Origin of the sequence: Cellulomonas sp. JH27-2 (genome assembly GCF_014837175.1) — a bacterium.
Taxonomy (GTDB): Bacteria; Actinomycetota; Actinomycetes; order Actinomycetales; family Cellulomonadaceae; genus Cellulomonas.
In genome coordinates, this window is sequence record NZ_JACYFR010000001.1 from 734554 (window position 1) to 753923 (window position 19370).

A 19370-nucleotide genomic window follows, 5' to 3' on the forward strand; every position below is an offset into this window, starting at 1 on the left:
GGTCGTCAGGTCAAGACTCTACCAACCGGTAGCAAGCCGAACCTCTGGCGCATTCCCGTGCCCGGGCGCGAGGGCCACTAGGTTGGGCGCGTGAGCGCGCTGCAGTGGGTCTGCTTCGGGTTGGTCGTCCTCGCGACGGTCGTCGGGATCGCCGTGTTCGCGCGCGGCGCGAGAGGGATCGTCCGCACGCTCCGGATCGGGCGCGCGGCGCCGGGCCGCACGTCGCCGGCCGGGCAGCGCACGGCACGTGTCGTCCGGGAGATCCTGGGCCACGGGCGGTTCCAGCACCGGCCGGTCGTCAAGGTCGCGCACTGGACGGTGATGATCTCGTTCGGGCTGCTGTTCATCGCGCTCGTCACCGGGTACGGCCAGGTGATCGACCCGCAGTTCGCGCTCCCGCTCGTCGGGCACCTGTGGCCGCTGGAGTGGGCGATCGAGGCGTTCGCGTGGCTGTCGCTCGCCGGCATCGTCGCGCTGTTCGTCCTGCGCCTGCGGCTGCAGCCGCGCGGCGAGGACGCGCGCCGGTCGCGGTTCTTCGGCTCGAACCAGGGGCAGGCGTTCTTCGTCGAGGCCACGGTGGCCGTCGTCGTGCTCGCCGTGCTGGTCATCCGCGGGCTCGAGTACGCGATGGGCGAGGGCAGCGCGCTGCACTACCCGCTGACCGCGTGGTTCGGGCGGGCCTGGTCGGGCGCGTCGTGGCTGGAGACGGCCGTGGTCGTCGTCGCGACCGTCAAGATCCTCGTCTCGATGTCCTGGTTCGTGGTCGTCGGGCTGCAGCCGACGATGGGCGTCGCGTGGCACCGCTTCCTGGCGATCGTCAACGTCTACGCGCGCCGCGAGCCCGACGGCCGCACGGCGCTGGGCCCGCTCCAGCCGCTCACCTCGCAGCACGGTCCGGTGGACGCCGACGCGTTGGAGGACCTGCCCGACGACGCCCGCCTGGGGGTCGGCGCCATCGAGGACTTCACCTGGAAGGGCCTGCTGGACTTCGCGACGTGCACCGAGTGCGGCCGCTGCCAGGACCAGTGCCCGGCGTGGGCCACCGACAAGCCCCTGTCCCCCAAGCTCGTCACGCTGGCGCTGCGCGACCACGCCGCCGCGACCGCCCCCTACCTGCGCGCGGCCGACGAGTCGCACGCGGGTCTGGACCTGCTCGGCAGCGGCGTCATCGACCCCGACGCGCTGTGGGCCTGCACCAGCTGCGGCGCGTGCGTGCAGCAGTGCCCGGTCGACATCGAGCACGTGGACGCCATCGTCGACATGCGCCGCTACCAGGTGCTGATGGAGTCGGCGTTCCCGGCCGAGCTGGGCAAGACGTTCACCAAGATGGAGCGGCAGGGCAACCCGTGGGGGCTGCCCGCCCGCCAGCGGCTCGGTTGGGCCAAGGACCTGCCGTTCGACGTCCCGGTGGTCGGCGTCGACGTCGAGTCCGCGGCCGACGTCGACTACCTGTTCTGGGTCGGGTGCGCGGGCGCGTACGAGGACCGCGCCAAGCGCACGACGAGGGCCGTCGCCGAGCTGCTGCACACGGCCGGCGTGAGCTTCGCCGTGCTGGGCGACGGCGAGAGCTGCACGGGCGACCCCGCCCGACGAGCCGGCAACGAGCTCCTGTACCTGACGCTGGCCGCCGGGAACGTGGAGGTGCTGAACGAGGTGGGTGCGCGCCGCATCGTGGTGACCTGCGCGCACTGCTTCAACACCATCTCGCGCGAGTACCCCCAGCTGGGTGGTCGGTACGAGGTGCTGCACCACACCGAGCTGCTCAACACGCTCGTCGCAGAGGGACGGCTGCGCCCGGCCCGCTCGGTCGAGGCGGACGTCACGTACCACGACCCGTGCTACCTGGGCCGGCACAACGAGATCTACACCCCGCCGCGCGAGCTGCTGGGCGCGCTGCCCGGCGTGCAGCTCGCCGAGATGCCCCGCAACCGCGAGCAGTCGTTCTGCTGCGGCGCCGGCGGCGCGCGGATGTGGATGGAGGAGTCGATCGGCACGCGCATCAGCACGACGCGCGCCGCGGAGGCGATCGGTACCGGCGCGGGCGTCGTCGCGACGGCCTGCCCGTTCTGCAGCGTGATGCTCAACGACGGAGTCACCGCTGCCTCGTCGGGTGCAGCCTCTGCCGGAACGGACGGTGGCGTGGGCGTCGGCGTCCCCGAGGTCACGGACATCGCCCTGCTGCTGCTCGACCGCGTCCGCGACGAGGTGGTCCAGTGATCGGGCGGCTCGACGAGGTCGTCGTCGACTGCCACGACCCGATGGCACTGGCAACGTTCTGGTCGCACGTGCTGGGCGGCACCCCCGAGCTCCGCGACCCGGACTGGTGTCGTCTGCAGGCGCCGGGCTCGCCGCTGATCTCCTTCCAGCGCGTCCCCGAGGCGAAGTCAGGCAAGAACCGCATGCACCTGGACGTGCTCGTCGACGACGTCGACGAGGCCACCGCCCAGGCGGAGACGCTGGGCGCGCAGAGGCTCGGCGATCGGCACGACGCCGCCCCCGGCTCCTTCCAGGTCCTGACGGACCCGGAGGGCAACGAGTGGTGCGTCGTCAGCCCGGCATCGCCCGTGTGAGTCAGTCGCCGGCTACGTGGCGCAGGAGGCGGAGCAGCTCGGCGCGCTCGGGCTCCGACAGGCGTGCTAGCCGGTCCTGGGCGCCCTCGCGGCGCTGGGTGGCGACGGCGCTCAGCAGATCGCGGCCGGTCTCGGTGAGCTCGATCAGCGTCGCCCGGCGGTCGGTCGGGTCGGGGATCCGACGCACGTGGCCGGCCGCCTCGGCCGCGTCGACCTTGGACGTCACCGAGCGGGGCGCAACGCACAGGCACTCGGCGATCTCTCCCGAGCGGCGCGGGGTGTCGAACCGGGCCAGCGTGCGCAGGAAGCGGAGCTGTCCGGGCGTCGTGCCCGCCTCGTCGAGGAATCCCGCGGTCCCCTGCCGGAACGAGCGCAGCACCTGGTGGACGAGGTCCAGGAACTCGCCCGACGCGTCCGCGGCCGCGGGCCCGTGGGCGTGGACGGGCGTCGGTTCAGGTCGCGGGTCGGTCGCACCGCCCGCTCGAGCGGCGCGGCCGAACGCGGCGTCGGGATGGCCGACGGTCTGCTGGGCGTTCACGACGACGAGGCTACCGCCGTTACCAACGGTTGTGAACCAACCACATAGTGAGTTAACCTCACGATCGGCGCCGACGCGCCCGTCCGACCTCCCGGAGGCGCCCCCATGCCCACACCCCTCGCCCGCAACGGCTCCGTCATGCGCGGCTTCATGAAGGACGACTCGGTCACCCACCGTCGTCTGAGCCGCGGCACGCTGCGCCGCATCCTGTCCTGCGCCCGCCCCTACCGTTGGCAGCTCGCGATCTTCGTCGCGCTCATCGCCGTCGAGGCCGCGGCCGGCGCCCTGACCCCGCTGCTGGTCAAGAACCTCATCGATCACGGCATCGCCACTGGCGACACCGCCGAGGTCGTCGAGCTCTCGCTGGGCATCGCTGCCCTCGCGATCGTCGGCGCGGGCCTGTCCGTCGCGGACCGCTGGGTCTCCTCGCGCATCGGCGAGGGCCTGATCTACGACCTGCGCACCGCCGTCTACGACCACGTGCAGCGCATGCCGCTCGCGTTCTTCAGCCGCGCCAAGACCGGCGCCCTCGTCCAGCGGCTCAACGGCGACGTGCTGGGCGCGCAGCAGGCGTTCACGTCCACGCTGCAGAACGTCATCAGCAACTCGCTGACCATCGTGTTCGTGCTGGCGGCCATGTTCTCGATGTCATGGCAGCTCACCGCGCTGTCGCTGGTGCTGCTGCCCGCGTTCGTGCTGCCGGCGCGCTGGTTCGGCAAGAAGATCGCCGCGATCACGCGCGAGAGCTACGAGCGCAACGCCGACGCCGCGCAGATCATGAACGAGCGGTTCAACGTGGCCGGCGCGCACCTGGTCAAGGTGTTCGCCGACCCGGCGCGCGAGTCGGCCGCGTATGCCGAGCAGGCCGCCCGCGTCCGCGACATCGGCGTCACGCGCGCGCTCTACTCGACGTGGTTCCGCGTGGGCCTGACGACGCTCGCGTCGATCGCGACGGCGATCATCTACGGCGCCGGCGGCGTGCTGGCGATCCGTGGCCAGCTCACGGTCGGTGTCGTCGTCGCGCTCGCCGCCTACCTGGGCCGGCTCTACGGCCCGCTCACCGCGATGTCGACGGTCCAGGTCGACGTCATGACGGCGCTGGTCAGCTTCGAGCGGGTGCTCGAGGTCCTGGACCTCGAGCCGACCGTGACCGACGCCCCGCACGCCCACGACCTGCGCGCGGACATTGCGACCCGCGGCGCGGACGTCGAGCTCGACGGTCTCGCGTTCCGCTACCCCGCGGCCGACGAGGTCTCGCTCGCCTCCCTCGAGTCGGTGGCGACCCTGCGCCACGACCCCGTCGCCGACACCCTGCGCGACGTCGGCTTCACCGTGCCCGCCGGGCACATGGTCGCGCTCGTCGGCCCGTCCGGCGCCGGCAAGACGACCATCTCCCAGCTGGTCACGCGCATGTACGACCCCACGCGCGGCGCGGTCCGCATCGCCGGCGCCGACCTGCGCGACGTCACGCAGGAGTCGCTGCGCGCGACCGTCGGCGTGGTCAGCCAGGAGGCGCACCTGTTCCACGACACGATCGCGGCGAACCTGCGCCTGGCCCGCCCCGAGGCGACCGACGACGACCTCGAGCGCGCGCTGCGCCAGGCCCACGTCTGGCACCTCGTCGAGTCGCTGCCCGAGGGGCTCGACACCGTGGTTGGCGACCGCGGCTACCGCCTGTCCGGCGGCGAGCGCCAGCGCCTGGCCATCGCCCGGCTGCTGCTCAAGGCCCCGGACGTCGTCGTGCTCGACGAGGCCACCGCGCACCTGGACTCCGAGTCGGAGGCCGCCGTGCAGGCCGCGCTCGACGAGGCGCTCGTCGGCCGCACGTCGCTCGTGATCGCCCACCGCCTGTCGACCGTGCGCAAGGCGGACGCGATCGTCGTCGTCGCCGACGGCCGCGTCGCCGAGACCGGCACCCATGCCGAGCTCGTGGCCGCCGACGGCCTGTACGCCGAGCTCTACCGCACCCAGTTCCGCGAGCCGGCCGCCGCCTGACGCGCCTACTGCGCCAGCTCGTCCAGATCGCTCACCGAGTCGACGGCCACGTCGTTGTCCGGCGCGACGGGCTGCAGGTCGTCGGAACCGTCGTCGACCGTGTACATGGCCTGGACCGGGTGGAGCAGGTCGTAGGGCACACCCGGTCCGTGGTCGGCCATGAGCAGCACGTAGGAGCCGCCGACGTCGAACGGCGTCGTCTCGGCCTCCTCGTACCGAACCCCTCGGTACAGGCCGCCGAGCTGCGCGACCTGGATGACGTCGCCGACCGCGACGTCGCCCTTGACGACCTCGTCGACCCGCGCGTCGGCGATGGTCACGACGACGCCCGGCACGTCCTGCGGGTCGTCGAGCCCGGCCTGGGGGTTGGTCCGCGGGTCGCCGTCGGTCGAGACCTCGGGCTTGTCGTCGACGACGGACGTGTCGAGGACGGTCACGCGCGCGACGACGTCCGCGGCGTCGACGATCTGCTGCGGGGTGTCGTAGGCGGGATAGTCGGCGTACGACGTGACGACGGGCGGCTCCGCGGAGGACCCGGCCGACGGCTGCGACGCGCACGCCGCCAGCGACGAGCCCGCTCCCAGAGCGAGCACCAGCACCGCGACCCTGATCTGCACCCTCACTTGTACTTCACCACTTCGCTGACGTCGTAGGGCTGCGGCTTGTAGATGACGGCCGGGTCTCGGTCGTACTTCATGAGCGACGCCTTGCTGGTGGACGGGTTGTCGGCCAGCTTCAGGCCGTGACCCAGCTCGTGCGTGGACGTCGACAGGATCCACTTCGTCAGGTTGGAGCCAGCACGACCCTCGATGAACTGCACGTTCACCTCGACCGTGAAGTGCTTGGACGACCCGGACCCGTACGGCGTGTACCGGCCGGCCCAGCTGTAGGTCCACCGGCCGGCGGTGTAGGTGCTCGCCGACGTCGTCGTCCGCGTGATCGACGCACCCGCCCCCGACGAGTTCCAATACCCCCGGGCCGTGTCGAGGTACCCGACCCACGTGCTGTTGACGTTCACCGGCCGCACCGTGAACGACGTGCTCGGCATGCCGCCCGAGTACTCGTCCGCCGCAGCCGGGCTCGCCGCCAGCCCGACGGCGGTGACCGCCGCCAGCACCGCGACCCCTGCGCCGCGCGCGCTCGATCGTCTCCTCACCACGCCCCCTGCTCGTCCGTCGAAACCGGGCAACTTCGCCCGAAGCGGACGCTAGCACGGTCGACCGACACGCCGGGCGCGGCCGTCCGCACGGCCTCAGAGGTCGTCGGGGCTGACCAGGAAGTCGGCCTGGTCGGCGATCTCGCCGCCGACAGCCTCGTGGACGGCGCGCGCGACGGAGTGCAGCACGCCCGCGGCTCGTCGTCGGGCGACACGGTGCTCCAGCGTGGGCCGCTCGATCTCCAGCTCGTCGACGACGACCGGCTCCCAGTGCACGCGGTACGCGACCACGCCGCCCGCCGCCCACGGCACGGAACGCAGCAGCGGCGGCACCTCGTCGGGCTCGGAGACGTCCACGGAGATGAGCCCGTCGACGCCGAGGTCCACGAGGATCCCGAAGGTCTGCGCGGCCTCCTGCGCCGCGGCCATCATCATCTCGTCGAACGCCGCCGCCTCGGCGTGGAGCCGGCGCCGCGCCTCGTCGTCGTCCACGCCGTGCAGCTCGAGCGACGACCGCAGACCAGAGCCGCCGGGCTCGCTGATCCCCGCGGGACCGCTCACCGAGTGCCGACCGGAACCCGCCATCGGACCGCCCCACGTCCCGGGTGCGGCGGACAGGCGCGCGCGCGGCACGGCCCGTTGCACGATCGCGAGCGCGTCGCCCGGCTCGACCCAGTGGTCGGTCAGGACCGTCAGGTCGATCGCACCCTCGGTGTCGGGCGCCAGGACGGTCCCCCGGCCGCCGATCCGCACGGACCCGCCCAGCCGGCGCGCGGCGTCGACGAGCCACTGCACCACGCGCATCTCCTCGCGCACGGGCAGCCCGTCGGGGAAAGCACGGTTGAGGCCGTCCCGGTCGCCACCGGGCCAGGGCCGCTCCCCGCGCTCGCGGGGGCACGCGACGTCGTAGACCTGGGTGGTCGACGACGGCAGGCCCAGCGCGACGAGGTCGTCGGGCGTGACCCCGTACGGGCCGGTGACGGTCGAGTGACGGGACAGCCGCAGCACGGGTGCGGCGGGTGCGGGCGTGACGCGGATGCCGAAGGCGGCGGTCATGGGCCGACGACCGCGCTGCGACGGCACGTCGCCGGCCGGCTCCCACCGCGCGGCGGCGAACCGGCTCGCGGCCAGCGTCTCGACCTCGTCGACCTCGACCCCGTCCGGGAGCGCGAGCAGGTGCCGGCCCCGCAGCTGCGGGTCCGAGAGGGGCAGGCGAGGAAGAGCCAACTCAGACGTCCGAGCGGTGGAAGTTCTGCCAGGAGCGGGAGGCGGTGGGGCCGCGCTGGCCCTGGTAGCGCGAGCCGTACGTGCTCGAGCCGTACGGGTTCTCCGCGGCCGACGACAGCCGGAAGAAGCACATCTGCCCGATCTTCATCCCGGGCCACAGCAGGATCGGCAGGGTCGCGACGTTCGACAGCTCGAGCGTCACGTGACCGCTGAAGCCGGGGTCGATGAAGCCGGCCGTCGAGTGCGTCAGCAGACCCAGCCGGCCGAGCGACGACTTGCCCTCGAGCCGCGCCGCGACGTCGTCGGGCAGCGTGACCTGCTCGTACGTCGAGCCCAGCACGAACTCACCGGGGTGCAGCACGAACGGCTCGCCGGGCGCGGACTCGACCAGGCGGGTCAGCTCGGGCTGGTCGGCCGCCGGGTCGATCACCGGGTACTTGTGGTTGTCGAAAAGCCGGAAGTACCGGTCCAGGCGCACGTCGATGCTCGACGGCTGGAGCATGGCGGCGTCGTACGGCTCGAGGGCCACGCGGCCCGACTCGAGCTCGGCCCTGATGTCACGGTCGGAGAGCAGCACGGGCCCACGGTAGTGCCCTTCAGCGGGGTTCGGAGTCCGCCTCGGCATCGTGGACGAGCAGCGCGAGCTGCGTGCGGTTGTCCAGACCCAGCTTGAGCAGCGCACTCGACACGTGGGCCTTGATCGTGGGCACGGACAGGTACAGCTCGCGGGCCACCTCACCGTTGGTCGCACCGCGGGCGACAGCGGCGACGACGTCCCGCTCGCGCGGCGTCAGCCGGTCCAGCGCGGCCCGCGCGCGCTCGCGCACCCCACCTGCGGTGGCCGCCGAGTCCATGAGGCGTCGGGCCACCTGCGGGGACAGCACGGGTTCGCCCGCGGCGGCCGCGACGACGGCGGCGACGATGCGCTCCGGGCGTGCGTCCTTGAGCAGGTAACCGGCCGCGCCCGCACGCAGCGCGCCCTCGATCTCGGCGCCCGTGTCGAAGGTGGTGAGGACGACGACGGCCGGCGGGTCCGGCCGCGCCCGGACGGCCCGCGTCGCGGCGATCCCGTCGACGCCCGGCATGCGCAGGTCCATCAGCACGACGTCGGCGCGGTGCGCGTCGAGGGCGGCGGCCACCGCTCCTCCGTCGGCCGCCTCTCCCACCACGGCGACGGTCCCGTCCACGGCGCCGTGGAGCATGAGCGTCAGGCCGGCGCGGACCAGCGCATCGTCGTCGACGACGAGCACCCGGATCACGCCGGCACCCGGGCGCGGAGAGTGAAACCACCGGCCGACGACCCGGCCTCCAGCGCGCCACCCACGAGCTCCACCCGCTCCCTCAACCCGGCCAGCCCGACTCCGGCCCCGACCTCGCGCTCCGCCACGGCACCCGCCCCGTCGAGATCGACCCTTCCGGACGAGACAGGCGTCCGCAAGGGTCGCTCTCGCCCGGAAGGGTCTGTCTCGGGCGAGGGCCGGTGGCGGGCCAGGGTTGCGCGGGACCGGGCGGCGGCCTCGTCGCGCACCTCGACCGTCACGACGCCGGCGTCGTGGGTGACCTGCACGCGCACGCGGGAGCCCGGGGCGTGGCGGTGCACGTTGGTCAGGCCCTCCTGGATCACGCGGTAGACGGCCAGCCCGACGGCGGTCGGCAGCGCCGTCAGCGGCGCGAGGTCGCAGGTCACGTCCATGCCGGCCACCCGCCACCGCTCGACGAGCGCAGGGACGTCGGCGGGCGTCGGTGCGGGCGCCAGGTCGTCGGGCCCGTCGCGCAGCACGCCGACGACCTGGCGCAGGTCGGCCAGCGCACCGGCGGCGGCCTCGCGGACCACACCGGCCGCCCGGGCCACCTGCTCGGGGCTCAGGTCCGTGCGGTACTCGAGCGCGCCGGCGGTCGTGGACAGCAGGGACAACCGGTGCGCGAGCGAGTCGTGCATCTCGCGTGCGATGCGCAGCCGCTCGGCCACACGTGCCTCCTCGACCCGCGCGGCCTGCTCCCGCTCCGCCGCCCGCGCGCGCTCCCGCCACAGCCGCACCGCCGCGGCCCGCGAGCGCCCGTAGGCACCCCAGCCCAGCAGCGCCGCGTGCACCGCAACGTCGCACAGCAGCCACCACCCGTACGTCAGCCCTTGCTCGCGCCACCACCCTTGGACGGCGTGGCCGACGACGCTCGCGAGCGCCACCAGCACCGACGTCCGCCACCGGAACCAGCGGGCCGCAACCAGGGTCCCGGCCGTCGCGGCGGGCGTCGCGGCCGGGCTCACCGCCGCGAGCAGGCCGAGCAGGATCCCGGACAGCACGGGCCACGTGGGCAGCATGAGCAGGACGACGAGCGCGACGACGCCCGCCGCCACGTCGAGCGCGAGCGGCACCGCGTCGGCGCCGTGAGCGGCCGGCGCCCATGCGGCGAGGCCGGTCAGGAGGGCGAGCGCCAGCCCCGCCGGCACCGCGACCGCGAGCGGCGGTCGCGCCGGGGGGCACGGGACGAAGGACGAGGTCATGCCGACGACTCTAGGAACGCCCCGACGACGTCCGCGCCCTACCGAAGGAGGGGGTCGCGGATCGCTCGTCGGACCCCACGCGCGCCGTCGTCGGGCGGGCCGTCCACCGGTCGGCTCCCCGACCTTCGTCGGGCCGCTCCCGGACGTCGGGCGTGACGCGTGCAGACGATCGGCCGTCGAGGCCGAGAGCCGACCGGCGCTGCCATGGGACACGCCCCGCCGACCGACGACGGGCGACCACCGATCGGAGCCGACCATGTCCACCCACCCCACCAGGCCCACCGGACCCGCCACCAGCGGACGCAGTCCGCGGCCCGTCCCCGTGTGGGCGGTCGCTGCGACGGCCGCCGCAGCAGCGCTCGCCGCGTGGTGCGTCGCCGTCCCCCTGGCTGGTGCCACGCTCGCGGTCCCGGGAGCCGGCGGGACCACGACGGTCGGTCCCGCGGTCGTCGCCCTGACCGCCGTCGTGGCCGTGCTGCTCGCCTGGCCGGTTCGCGCCGGCCTCGCTCGGTCGCGGCGCGGTCCGCGCGTGCGGGTATGGCGTCTGACCTGCGCGGTCGTCCTCCTCGTGTCGCTCGCCGGTCCCTTGGGGGCGACGACGACCGCGAGCACGTGTGCCCTGGTCGCGATGCACGTCGCGGTCGGCGCCGTCGTCGTCGTCGGCCTGGATCCGCGTCGGGCGGCGGTGCGGCGGGTCGGGGGCGGGAGGTGACGCGCTTCGACGTGGCGGCTATGCTCCTGTCGTGGACACCGTGGGAGCGATCCCACACCACTGATCTCCGCGCCCTCCTCGGCGCCCAGGGTCCGGCATCGCTGACGAACCCTGCCCGAGCGATCGCGCCATCCTGACAAGCACGCGAAGGGCAACACCGATGCGCTACGGGTTCTTCGACGACGACGCACGTGAGTACGTCGTCACCACCCCGCACACGCCGTACCCGTGGATCAACTACCTGGGGTCCGAGCAGTTCTTCTCGCTGATCTCGCACCAGGCGGGCGGCTACTCGTTCTACCGCGACGCCAAGATGCGCCGCCTGACGCGGTACCGCTACAACAACATCCCGGCGGACGCGGGCGGGCGCTACCTGTACGTGCACGACGAGGGCGACGTCTGGACCCCGTCCTGGCTGCCGGTCAAGGCGGACCTCGACCACTTCGAGGCCCGCCACGGACTCGGTTACAGCCGCATCACCGGCTCGCGCGGCGGCCTCAAGGTCGACACCCTCTTCTTCGTCCCGCTCGGTGAGACCGCCGAGGTCCAGCGCGTGACCGTCACGAACGAGTCGGACGCCGCCAAGACGGTCACCCTCTTCTCGTTCGTCGAGTTCTGCCTGTGGAACGCCCAGGACGACCAGACGAACTACCAGCGCAACCTGTCGATCGGCGAGGTCGAGATCGAGCAGGAGGGCCCGCACGGGTCGGCCATCTACCACCGCACCGAGTACCGCGAGCGGCGCGACCACTACGCGGTGTTCGGCGTGAACACGGCGGCCGACGGCTTCGACACCGACCGCGACACGTTCGTCGGCGCGTACAACGGGCTGGGCGAGGCCGCCGTGCCACGTGCCGGCGTCTCGGCGAACTCGGTCGCGTCGGGCTGGTACCCGATCGGCTCGCACTCGGTGAGGCTGACCCTGGAGCCGGGCGAGTCCCGCGACCTGGTCTACACGCTCGGGTACATCGAGAACCCGGACGACGAGAAGTGGGCGGACGACGACCACCAGCTCGTCAACCGTCGTCGGGCGCACGAGCTGCTGGGCCGCTTCGCGACGGCCGAGCAGGCCGACGCGGCCTTCGACGCGCTGCGTCAGCACTGGACGGGCCTCCTGTCGACGTACTCGGTGAAGTCGGACGACGAGAAGCTCGACCGCATGGTCAACGTCTGGAACCAGTACCAGTGCATGGTCACGTTCAACATGTCGCGCTCGGCCTCGTTCTTCGAGACGGGCATCGGCCGAGGCATGGGCTTCCGCGACTCCAACCAGGACCTGCTGGGCTTCGTCCACCTGATCCCGGAGCGCGCCCGCGAGCGCATCATCGACATCGCCTCGACCCAGTTCCCCGACGGCTCGGCGTACCACCAGTACCAGCCGCTGACGAAGCGCGGGAACAACGACATCGGCTCCGGCTTCAACGACGACCCGCTGTGGCTGATCGCCGGCGTCGCGGCCTACATCAAGGAGACGGGCGACTACTCGATCCTCGACGAGCCCGTGCCGTTCGACAACGAGCCCGGCTCCGAGGTCCCGCTCTTCGAGCACCTGACGCGCTCGTTCGAGTTCACGGTGGAGAACCGCGGTCCCCACGGCCTGCCGCTCATCGGGCGCGCGGACTGGAACGACTGCCTCAACCTGAACTGCTTCTCCACCACGCCGGGCGAGTCGTTCCAGACGACGGAGAACCAGGCCGGCGGCGCTGCGGAGTCGGTGTTCATCGCCGCGCAGTTCGTCCTCTACGGCGAGCAGTACGCCGAGCTGGCCGCGCGTCGGGGGCTGAACGACGTCGCGGAGCGCGCGAAGGGCCTCGTCGGCGACATGCGCAAGGCCGTGCTGGTCGACGGCTGGGACGGCAAGTGGTTCCTGCGCGCGTACGACTACTACGGCACGCCCGTCGGCACGGACGCGGACCCCGAGGGCAAGATCTGGATCGAGCCGCAGGGCTTCGCGACCATGGCCGGCATCGGCCTGGAGTCGGGCGAGGCCGAGGCCGCGCTGGACTCGGTGGGCGAGATGCTCGCCACCGACCACGGCATGGTGCTGCAGTACCCGGCGTACACCACGTACCAGGTGCAGCTCGGCGAGGTCTCCACGTACCCGCCCGGGTACAAGGAGAACGGCGGCATCTTCTGCCACAACAACCCCTGGGTCATCATCGGCGAGACGGTGCTGGGCCGCGGTGACAAGGCGTTCGACTACTACAAGCGGATCACGCCCGCCTACCGCGAGGACATCTCCGAGGTGCACCGGCTCGAGCCGTACGTGTACGCGCAGATGATCGCGGGCAAGGAGGCCGTGCGGCACGGCGAGGCCAAGAACTCCTGGCTGACCGGCACGGCAGCGTGGAACTTCGTCGCCGTCTCCCAGCACCTGCTGGGCGTGCGGCCGGGCTTCGACGGCCTGGTCGTCGACCCGCAGATCGGTCCCGACGTCCCGTCGTTCACGGTCACGCGCGTGGCCCGCGGCGCGACGTACGAGATCACCGTCACCAACTCGGGCGCGCGGGGGGCGCGCGGCTCGCTCGTCGTCGACGGGGAGCCGATCGAGGGCAACGAGGTGCCCTACGCCCCCGCGGGCTCGACCGTCCGCGTCGAGGTGAGTCTCTGACCGTGTCCACCGACGAGCTGCTGTCCCGGGAGGTCGCCGGGGCGGCATCCGTGCCCCACGGATGCCCGCCCTGCGACCAGCCGGACGTCGTGACCATCGGCAACGACCGCTGGTCCCTCGACGTCCTGCCCGGGACGGGCGCGTCGCTGGGAGCAGGTCGCATCCGCACGCCCGACGGCGTGTGGCGCGACCTGCTCCGCCCCACGCCGCAGACCGCGACGGGAAACCCGGAGCGGTGCGCCAGCTTCCTGATGCTGCCGTGGTCCAACCGGATCGACCAGGGCCGGCTGACGTTCGGCGGCCAGACGTGGCAGCTGCAGCGCACCGGCGCCGACGGCACCGCCATCCACGGGGCCACGCGGCACGCACAGTGGACGATCACGTCGCACGACCCGGACCAGGTGACCCTCGAGCTCGTCAGCTCCGAGCAGGTGGGCATCAACTTCCCCTGGCAGTTCCGGGCGGCCGTGACGTACCGGCTCGACGGGTCGGTGCTGCGCGTGACGACCGTCCTGCGCAACACGGACGTCGAGCCGTTCCCCGCCGGGTTCGGCCACCACCCGTACTTCCGTCGGGCCCTGCTGCCCGTCGGCAGCGCGGGCGACCCGCAGGCCCAGCCCATGCTGGAGATCCCCGCGGGCAGCGGCTACCCGCTGGCCCGCGGCATCGCGACCGGCTCGGCCGCGGCCATCCCGGCGCGTGCCGACTACCGCGTGGCGCGCCCGGTGGGCTCGGCGTTCGTCGACGACGTCCTGACGGGCTTCGTCGTCGAGGCATCCGGGAACGCGACCGAGGCGCGCGACGCGTCGGGCGCGGACACGGGGGCCCTGGCGACATTCGACGCGGAGGGCTGCACCGCCGCCCGCATCACGTACCCGGCGGTGGACCACCCGGACGTCGTCGTCGACCTGCGCACGGACGACGCCTACGGCCACCTGGTCGTCTACGTCCCGCGACGCCGCGGCTACTTCGCGGTCGAGCCGGTGACGCACGTCAACGGCGGCCTGGCGCTGCAGCAGGCCGGTGTCGAGGGCACCGGCGTCGTGATCCTGGAGCCCGGCCAGGAGCAGCGTGCCACCTTCACCATCTCGGTCACGACCTCCTGACGCGTCCCGCCGCCCGGACCGGGCGGGGGGTGTGTGGGCGTTTCGTGCCACGATGAGGCGTTCACGTCACCGTCCTCAGGGGGAAGTCCCGTCATGCGTGCTCGCCGTCCCATCGCCCTGGCCGCTGGCCTCGCCACCGCAACCGTCCTGGCCCTGACGGGCTGCAGCGACTCCGGTTCCGACTCCGCGTCCGAGCCGAGCAGCGCCACCTCGGCCTCGTCGGGCACCTCCACGGACACGGGCGCGGGTGCTGCCACGCCGGAGACCGAGGACACGTCCGGCGACGACCTCACCGCCGACACGTTCATCAAGACCGTCGCCGCCGCGCAGAGCGACGCCAAGGCCTACACGTTCACCATGAAGATGTCCGCGAACGGTTCCGAGGTCAGCGACGCGAAGGGCGCGGTCGTGAACACCGGAGGCAAGCCCGCGGTCGCGATGACGATGGACGTCGGCGGCCAGAATATCGACGCCCGGTACGTCGACGACGTCTGGTACATGAACCTGGGCGACGCGAGCGAGAACAAGTTCGTCAAGATCGACCCGAAGGCCGACGGCTCCGAGATGGCGCAGCAGTTCGAGCAGCTCAGCGCGCAGATGGACCCGAGCGAGAGCATCAAGGCGATCGACGGCGCGGTCACGAGCGTCACGAAGAAGGGCGACCCCGTGACGCTCGATGGCGTCGAGGCCCAGCCGTACGAGGTCGTCGTCGACACGACGAAGATCACCGGGGCCATGGGCGACACGCTCAAGGCGGCGGGTGCCTCTGTGCCCGACGAGCTGACCTACACGTACTGGGTGGGCCCGGACAACCTCATGCGCAAGATGACGTTCGACATGGCCGGCACGTCCACGGAGATGACGACGTCCGACTGGAACGGTGACGTGAAGGTCGAGGCGCCCGGCAAGGACGAGATCACCGACAAGTCGCCGTTCACCACCAGCAGCTGATCAGGTCAGGCCCAGCCCCAGCATCCGTCCCCACGGCGTCTCCTCGATCAGCCGGAAGCCCACGCGACCGTAGAAGGCGATCGCCCCGGGGTTGTTGCTGGACACCCCCAGGTGCAGCCCCGGCACGCCACGTTCGCGCAGCGCGGCGGCCAGGGTCTCGACGAGCCGTCGTCCGAGGCCCTGGCCCTGCGCCCGCGGGAGCAGGTCGATGTGCATGTGCGCCGGGAACTCGGCGAAGTACGGCTCGTCCGTCGGCCACGTCTCGTGGAAACGTGCGATCAGAACATGGTCCTGGCTGCCGTCGCCCGGGTCGTCGACCGGCGGGTACTGGGTCCGCAGGACCGGCCACCAGTACTCCTCGCGCCAGCGCTCGAACTCCGCCGAATCCGCGGTGGCGACGATGTAGCCGACCACGCCCTGCTCGTCGGCGGCGACGAACGTCGACCCCGGGTCGGCCACCGGGTACGGGCCCGCGTACAGGTGCGCCAGCAGGTCGGGGTTGCGGTACAGGTGCGACGAGTCGCCCCCCGCTTCACCGGTGAGCAGGCAGATGCGGTAGATCGCACCCAGGTCGGACGGGTGGTACGGGCGGATCGTCAGCGGCACCTTCGGACCTTCTCACACCGTCCGCGCCGACCGCGCGGACCGCGCCACGGACGGCGAGTTCACCACGACCGGGGCGCCGGGTATGCTGTCCGGGCCGACGACGGCGGGGGCCTCGCAGCTCCGGCCGGTCGATCGTGCGGGTGTAGTTCAATGGTAGAACTTCAGCTTCCCAAGCTGATGGCGCGGGTTCGATTCCCGTCACCCGCTCCCAGTCAGCACCAGTCCCCGTCACCGCCAGCGGTCACCACGGCCGTCCGCCCGAGCATGTCAGTCGCGCAGCTCGACGATGTCGGAGACGCCCATGGCGTCGATGAGGAAGCGCGTGCGCTCAGAGGCCCCCAGAAGCACCACGGGTGCGTGGGAGAACCGGTACACCAGGGACAGGAAGCGCACGACGGTCGAGTCGATGAACGTGACCGCGCCCAGGTCGATCGCCACGGGCGCATCCTCCGGCCGCACGGCCTGAGCCATCTCCAACAGCTGCTCGGTGAGGCCGGCGTCGAGCTCTCCGACCAGCACGATCGTGCCGTCCTCGAGTCGCTGCGCCGAGCCCACCGGGCCGTGCATGCCGAGCGGGGTCTGCGTCGGCGTGCCGGCCGCGTCGAACGTCGCCCACACCGTCTTGCTGGCAGGCCCCGCGTACCAGCCGACGTCCAACGAGAGCTCGCGCGCCAGGTGCAGGCCGAGGCCGCCCTCACCGATGCGGCGCTCGCCCGCATACAGGGGCGCCGCTGCCTGGTCGTGATCGGTCACCTCGAGCAGGAACGAGGCCCCCTGCCGGTGCAGCCGCACGATCGTGGGCGGCAGGCCGTGCCGCAGGGCGTTGGTGGCCAGCTCCGAGGCGATCAGCACGATCTTGCTCGGGGTGTCGGCCTTCACGGCGTCCGACGCGAAACCCTGCGCGGCCAGGTGCTCGTTCAGGTGCGTGCGCAGGCCACCGAGCTGCTCGGGCGAGCCGAGCTCCCACTCCGCGAGCGGCGTGTAGCCGACCGGGGGTCGAGACATCGGGACCGGGTCGTTCTCCGGCGGTGGGGTGATCGGCACGCACAGCTCCAGACGCATGGGGGTCGGGTAGACGATAGGGCCGCCGACGCGGTCACGCACGCGACGACGACACTCAGGCCAGCGGCACTCAGGCCAGGGTGAGGGTCAGGGTCACGTACGAGTGCGGGGGCAGGTCGACCTCGAGCCCGCGCTCGTGCTCGCGCACGCCGTCGTGCGCGGCGGGGGCCACCGCGGCCGGCTCGTCGGGCGTGTTGTGCGCGTTCAGCGCAGGAGCCGTCAGGACGCGGGCCGCGAAGCCCACGACGCGACGGCCACGCAGGTCGAGCACCAGCGTGCGGGCCCGGTCGGCGTCGAGGTTCGACAGCGAGACGAGAGCCTCGTCGTCGCGGACCGATGCCGACGCGGACACGAGCGGCAGCTCGCGACCGTCGACCTCGCGGGACCCCACATCGCGCAGGTGCACGTCGAGCGACGCCGCGTCGTGGTGGCCGCGGTTCATCTCGAACACGTGGAACGTGGGCGTGCGCACCAGCGCGCCGGAGTCGGGGTCGGTGAGCAGCACCGCCTGCAGGACGTTGACGGTCTGGGCGATGTTGGCCATCACGACGCGGCCGGCGTGCCGGTGGAACGCGTCGAAGTGGGTGGTCGCGACCAGCGCGTCGCGCAGGGTGTTCTGCTGGTACAGGAAGCCGGGGTTGGTGCCCGGCTCGACGTTCCACCACGTGCCCCACTCGTCGACGACGAGGCCGACCTTGCGGAGCGGGTCGTAGCGGTCCATGACCGTGCCGTGCCGCTGCAGCAGGTCCTCCATACGAGCAGCACGCGCGAGCGCCACGTACCACTCGTCGGCGCTGAACGAGGTGGCGTCGCCCTTGTCCGACCACGGGCCCGTCATCGTGTAGTAGTGCAGGGAGACGGCCTGGAACGGGCCCGCCGGCGCCTCGTCGGCCGCGAGGTCGTCGAACGAGCGCATGAGGGTCTCGGTCCACGCGTAGTCATCGGCGTTGGCGCCGGCCGCGATCCGGTAGACGCGGTTGTCGCCGTGGTCACGCGTGTACGTGGCGTACTGGCGGGCGAGCGACGCGAACTGCTCCACGCGCAGGTTGCCGCCGCACCCCCACGCTTCGTTGCCCAGGCCCCAGAAGGGCACCTTCCACGGCTCGTCGCGACCGTTGGCCCGACGCTCGGCGGCCATCGGCGCGTCGTCGGCGCGCGTGAGGTACTCGATCCAGTCGCTCATCTCCCGCACGCTGCCCGAGCCGATGTTCGCGCTCACATAAGCGTCGGCGCCCAGGAGCTCGCACAGGTCCATGAACTCGTGCGTCCCGAATGCGTTGTCCTCGACGACGTCGCCCCAGTGCGAATTGACCATCCGCGGTCGCTGCTCGCGCGGCCCGATGCCGTCGCGCCAGTGGTAGTCGTCGGCGAAGCACCCGCCCGGCCAGCGCAGGTTGGGGATCGCGAGCTCGCGCAGCGCGGCGACGACGTCGCTGCGCAGACCCCGCTCGTTCGGGACGTCCGAGTCCTCGCCCACCCAGAAGCCGCCGTAGATGCAGCGGCCCAGGTGCTCGGCGAAGTGGCCGTACACGTGGCGGGAGATGGTGGGGCCCGGCAGGTCCAGGTTGATCACGGCGGTCGTCGTCGGCACGTCAGTCATTCTGCCCCGTGCTCACCACGACCTGGACTCGGAGGGCACGACGTAGGCACGTTCCCTTATCGTGGCGGACGAATCGGACCACCTGCAGGGAGCACCATGCGCACGACGATCACGACCGTCCTGGCCACCGCCACGCTGCTGGCCTGCGCCGCATGCACCAGCTCCGACCCCCAGGACCCCGTGACCACGCCCGCGGCGACGCCGACGCCGACCGTCGCGACGAGCACCCCGACGCCGACGGCGTCCCCCACACCGGCCAGCACCGCCGTCACCGCCGACGGCGTCATCGACCGCACGGACAAGGACCTCGGCATCGTCTTCACCGACCTGCCCGCCGTCACCGGCCCCGCCATCGACGCCCTCAACACGTACACGCTGTTCGAGTCGGACTTCTGGAAAGCCACCACCACCAGCAAGATCCCCGCCGAGCTCGAACAGCTCACCTCGCCGAAGGTCTACGACCTCGTGAAGACCCAGGTCGACACGAACAAGAAGAACGGCTACAAGATGGCCGGCACCAATCGGATCGCGATCACGGACGTCAAGGACGTCGACAGCACGTCGGCGACGATCGTCGGGTGCCACGACTTCGACGACTGGCAGATCACGAAGAAGGACGGCTCGACGGAGGCGCCACCTGCTCACCTGTCGGTGGCCGTCACGATGAGCAGGCCACCCGAGGGCCTCTGGCAGGCGGACTCCTACGTCTGGGGGGATGCGTGCTGAGACGGGC

Annotated in this window: 18 protein-coding genes and 1 tRNA gene; 9 read left to right on the forward strand and 10 right to left on the reverse strand. The window is 72.2% G+C overall.

What is annotated here, in order from left to right:
* Positions 1-90: 90 nt before the first annotated feature.
* Positions 91-2217 carry a heterodisulfide reductase-related iron-sulfur binding cluster gene (locus IC607_RS03600; protein ID WP_191785601.1) on the forward strand — a complete coding sequence of 709 codons (2127 nt, stop codon included), beginning with the start codon at positions 91-93 and terminating at the stop codon, positions 2215-2217.
* The gene (locus tag IC607_RS03605; protein WP_191785602.1) at positions 2214-2570 is read left to right on the forward strand and encodes a VOC family protein; all 357 of its coding nucleotides are present in this window, start codon (positions 2214-2216) and stop codon (positions 2568-2570) included. Before IC607_RS03600 ends, IC607_RS03605 begins: the two co-directional genes overlap by 4 nt.
* 1 nt (position 2571) lies before the next feature.
* Here IC607_RS03605 and IC607_RS03610 read toward each other — a convergent pair whose 3' ends face one another.
* A complete protein-coding gene (locus IC607_RS03610) occupies positions 2572-3108 on the reverse strand; it encodes a MarR family transcriptional regulator (protein WP_191785603.1) in 537 nt (178 codons plus the stop codon).
* Positions 3109-3213: 105 nt separating this feature from the next.
* On the opposite strand from IC607_RS03610, the gene IC607_RS03615 reads away from it, so the two are divergent.
* Positions 3214-5103 (forward strand): ABC transporter ATP-binding protein, encoded by a 1890-nt coding sequence (locus IC607_RS03615; protein WP_225224309.1) that lies wholly within the window; start codon positions 3214-3216, stop codon positions 5101-5103.
* A gap of 5 nt (positions 5104-5108) precedes the next feature.
* Here the strand turns inward: IC607_RS03615 and IC607_RS03620 are convergent, their stop codons facing one another.
* From IC607_RS03620 to IC607_RS03645, 6 genes are all read right to left on the reverse strand, one after another.
* Complete coding sequence (locus IC607_RS03620) at positions 5109-5726, reverse strand: hypothetical protein (protein WP_191785604.1); 618 nt, start codon at positions 5724-5726, stop codon at positions 5109-5111.
* Complete coding sequence (locus IC607_RS03625) at positions 5723-6259, reverse strand: hypothetical protein (protein ID WP_225224310.1); 537 nt, start codon at positions 6257-6259, stop codon at positions 5723-5725. The genes IC607_RS03620 and IC607_RS03625 overlap by 4 nt, the downstream gene beginning before the upstream one ends.
* A gap of 96 nt (positions 6260-6355) precedes the next feature.
* Entirely contained in the window at positions 6356-7486 is a 1131-nt protein-coding gene (locus IC607_RS03630; RefSeq protein ID WP_191785605.1) for a hypothetical protein, read from the reverse strand.
* 1 nt (position 7487) lies between these two features.
* Positions 7488-8063 carry a dCTP deaminase gene (gene dcd / locus IC607_RS03635; protein WP_191785606.1) on the reverse strand — a complete coding sequence of 192 codons (576 nt, stop codon included), beginning with the start codon at positions 8061-8063 and terminating at the stop codon, positions 7488-7490.
* A gap of 19 nt (positions 8064-8082) precedes the next feature.
* Entirely contained in the window at positions 8083-8745 is a 663-nt protein-coding gene (locus IC607_RS03640; protein ID WP_191785607.1) for a response regulator transcription factor, read from the reverse strand.
* Complete coding sequence (locus IC607_RS03645) at positions 8742-9989, reverse strand: sensor histidine kinase (RefSeq protein WP_191785608.1); 1248 nt, start codon at positions 9987-9989, stop codon at positions 8742-8744. The genes IC607_RS03640 and IC607_RS03645 overlap by 4 nt, the downstream gene beginning before the upstream one ends.
* A gap of 256 nt (positions 9990-10245) precedes the next feature.
* Between IC607_RS03645 and IC607_RS03650 the strand changes: the two genes are divergently transcribed.
* The 4 genes from IC607_RS03650 to IC607_RS03665 all read left to right on the forward strand — a co-directional run bounded on the left by IC607_RS03650 (position 10246) and on the right by IC607_RS03665 (position 15369).
* The gene (locus IC607_RS03650) at positions 10246-10701 is read left to right on the forward strand and encodes a DUF6069 family protein (RefSeq protein WP_191785609.1); all 456 of its coding nucleotides are present in this window, start codon (positions 10246-10248) and stop codon (positions 10699-10701) included.
* A gap of 160 nt (positions 10702-10861) precedes the next feature.
* Positions 10862-13312: a GH36-type glycosyl hydrolase domain-containing protein gene (locus IC607_RS03655; protein ID WP_191785610.1), complete on the forward strand. Its 2451-nt coding sequence runs from the start codon at positions 10862-10864 to the stop codon at positions 13310-13312.
* A gap of 2 nt (positions 13313-13314) precedes the next feature.
* Positions 13315-14418, forward strand: coding sequence for an aldose 1-epimerase (locus IC607_RS03660; protein WP_370525984.1), 1104 nt, complete (start codon positions 13315-13317; stop codon positions 14416-14418).
* Positions 14419-14511: 93 nt separating this feature from the next.
* Positions 14512-15369 carry a hypothetical protein gene (locus IC607_RS03665; RefSeq protein WP_191785611.1) on the forward strand — a complete coding sequence of 286 codons (858 nt, stop codon included), beginning with the start codon at positions 14512-14514 and terminating at the stop codon, positions 15367-15369.
* Here the strand turns inward: IC607_RS03665 and IC607_RS03670 are convergent, their stop codons facing one another.
* Positions 15370-15975, reverse strand: coding sequence for a GNAT family N-acetyltransferase (locus tag IC607_RS03670; protein ID WP_191785612.1), 606 nt, complete (start codon positions 15973-15975; stop codon positions 15370-15372).
* Between the two features lie 136 nt (positions 15976-16111).
* Here IC607_RS03670 and IC607_RS03675 point away from each other — a divergent pair.
* A tRNA-Gly gene (locus IC607_RS03675) sits at positions 16112-16182 on the forward strand.
* A gap of 60 nt (positions 16183-16242) precedes the next feature.
* On the opposite strand, the gene IC607_RS03680 is transcribed toward IC607_RS03675, so the two are convergent.
* Positions 16243-16980 carry an ATP-binding protein gene (locus tag IC607_RS03680; RefSeq protein ID WP_191785613.1) on the reverse strand — a complete coding sequence of 246 codons (738 nt, stop codon included), beginning with the start codon at positions 16978-16980 and terminating at the stop codon, positions 16243-16245.
* Between the two features lie 127 nt (positions 16981-17107).
* Complete coding sequence (locus IC607_RS03685) at positions 17108-18628, reverse strand: alpha-N-arabinofuranosidase (protein WP_370525985.1); 1521 nt, start codon at positions 18626-18628, stop codon at positions 17108-17110.
* Between the two features lie 105 nt (positions 18629-18733).
* Between IC607_RS03685 and IC607_RS03690 the strand changes: the two genes are divergently transcribed.
* Positions 18734-19363, forward strand: a complete 630-nt coding sequence (locus IC607_RS03690) for a hypothetical protein (RefSeq protein WP_191785615.1) — start codon at positions 18734-18736, stop codon at positions 19361-19363.
* Positions 19364-19370 lie beyond the last annotated feature (7 nt).

Coding starts and splice junctions, on each gene's coding strand:
- IC607_RS03655 (WP_191785610.1), top strand. CDS start 10,862: ATGCGCTACGGGTTCTTCGACGACGACGCACGTGAGTACGTCGTCACC.
- IC607_RS03615 (WP_225224309.1), top strand. CDS start 3,214: ATGCCCACACCCCTCGCCCGCAACGGCTCCGTCATGCGCGGCTTCATG.
- IC607_RS03680 (WP_191785613.1), bottom strand. CDS start 16,980: ATGTCTCGACCCCCGGTCGGCTACACGCCGCTCGCGGAGTGGGAGCTC.
- IC607_RS03650 (WP_191785609.1), top strand. CDS start 10,246: ATGTCCACCCACCCCACCAGGCCCACCGGACCCGCCACCAGCGGACGC.
- IC607_RS03690 (WP_191785615.1), top strand. CDS start 18,734: ATGCGCACGACGATCACGACCGTCCTGGCCACCGCCACGCTGCTGGCC.
- IC607_RS03645 (WP_191785608.1), bottom strand. CDS start 9,989: ATGACCTCGTCCTTCGTCCCGTGCCCCCCGGCGCGACCGCCGCTCGCG.
- IC607_RS03665 (WP_191785611.1), top strand. CDS start 14,512: ATGCGTGCTCGCCGTCCCATCGCCCTGGCCGCTGGCCTCGCCACCGCA.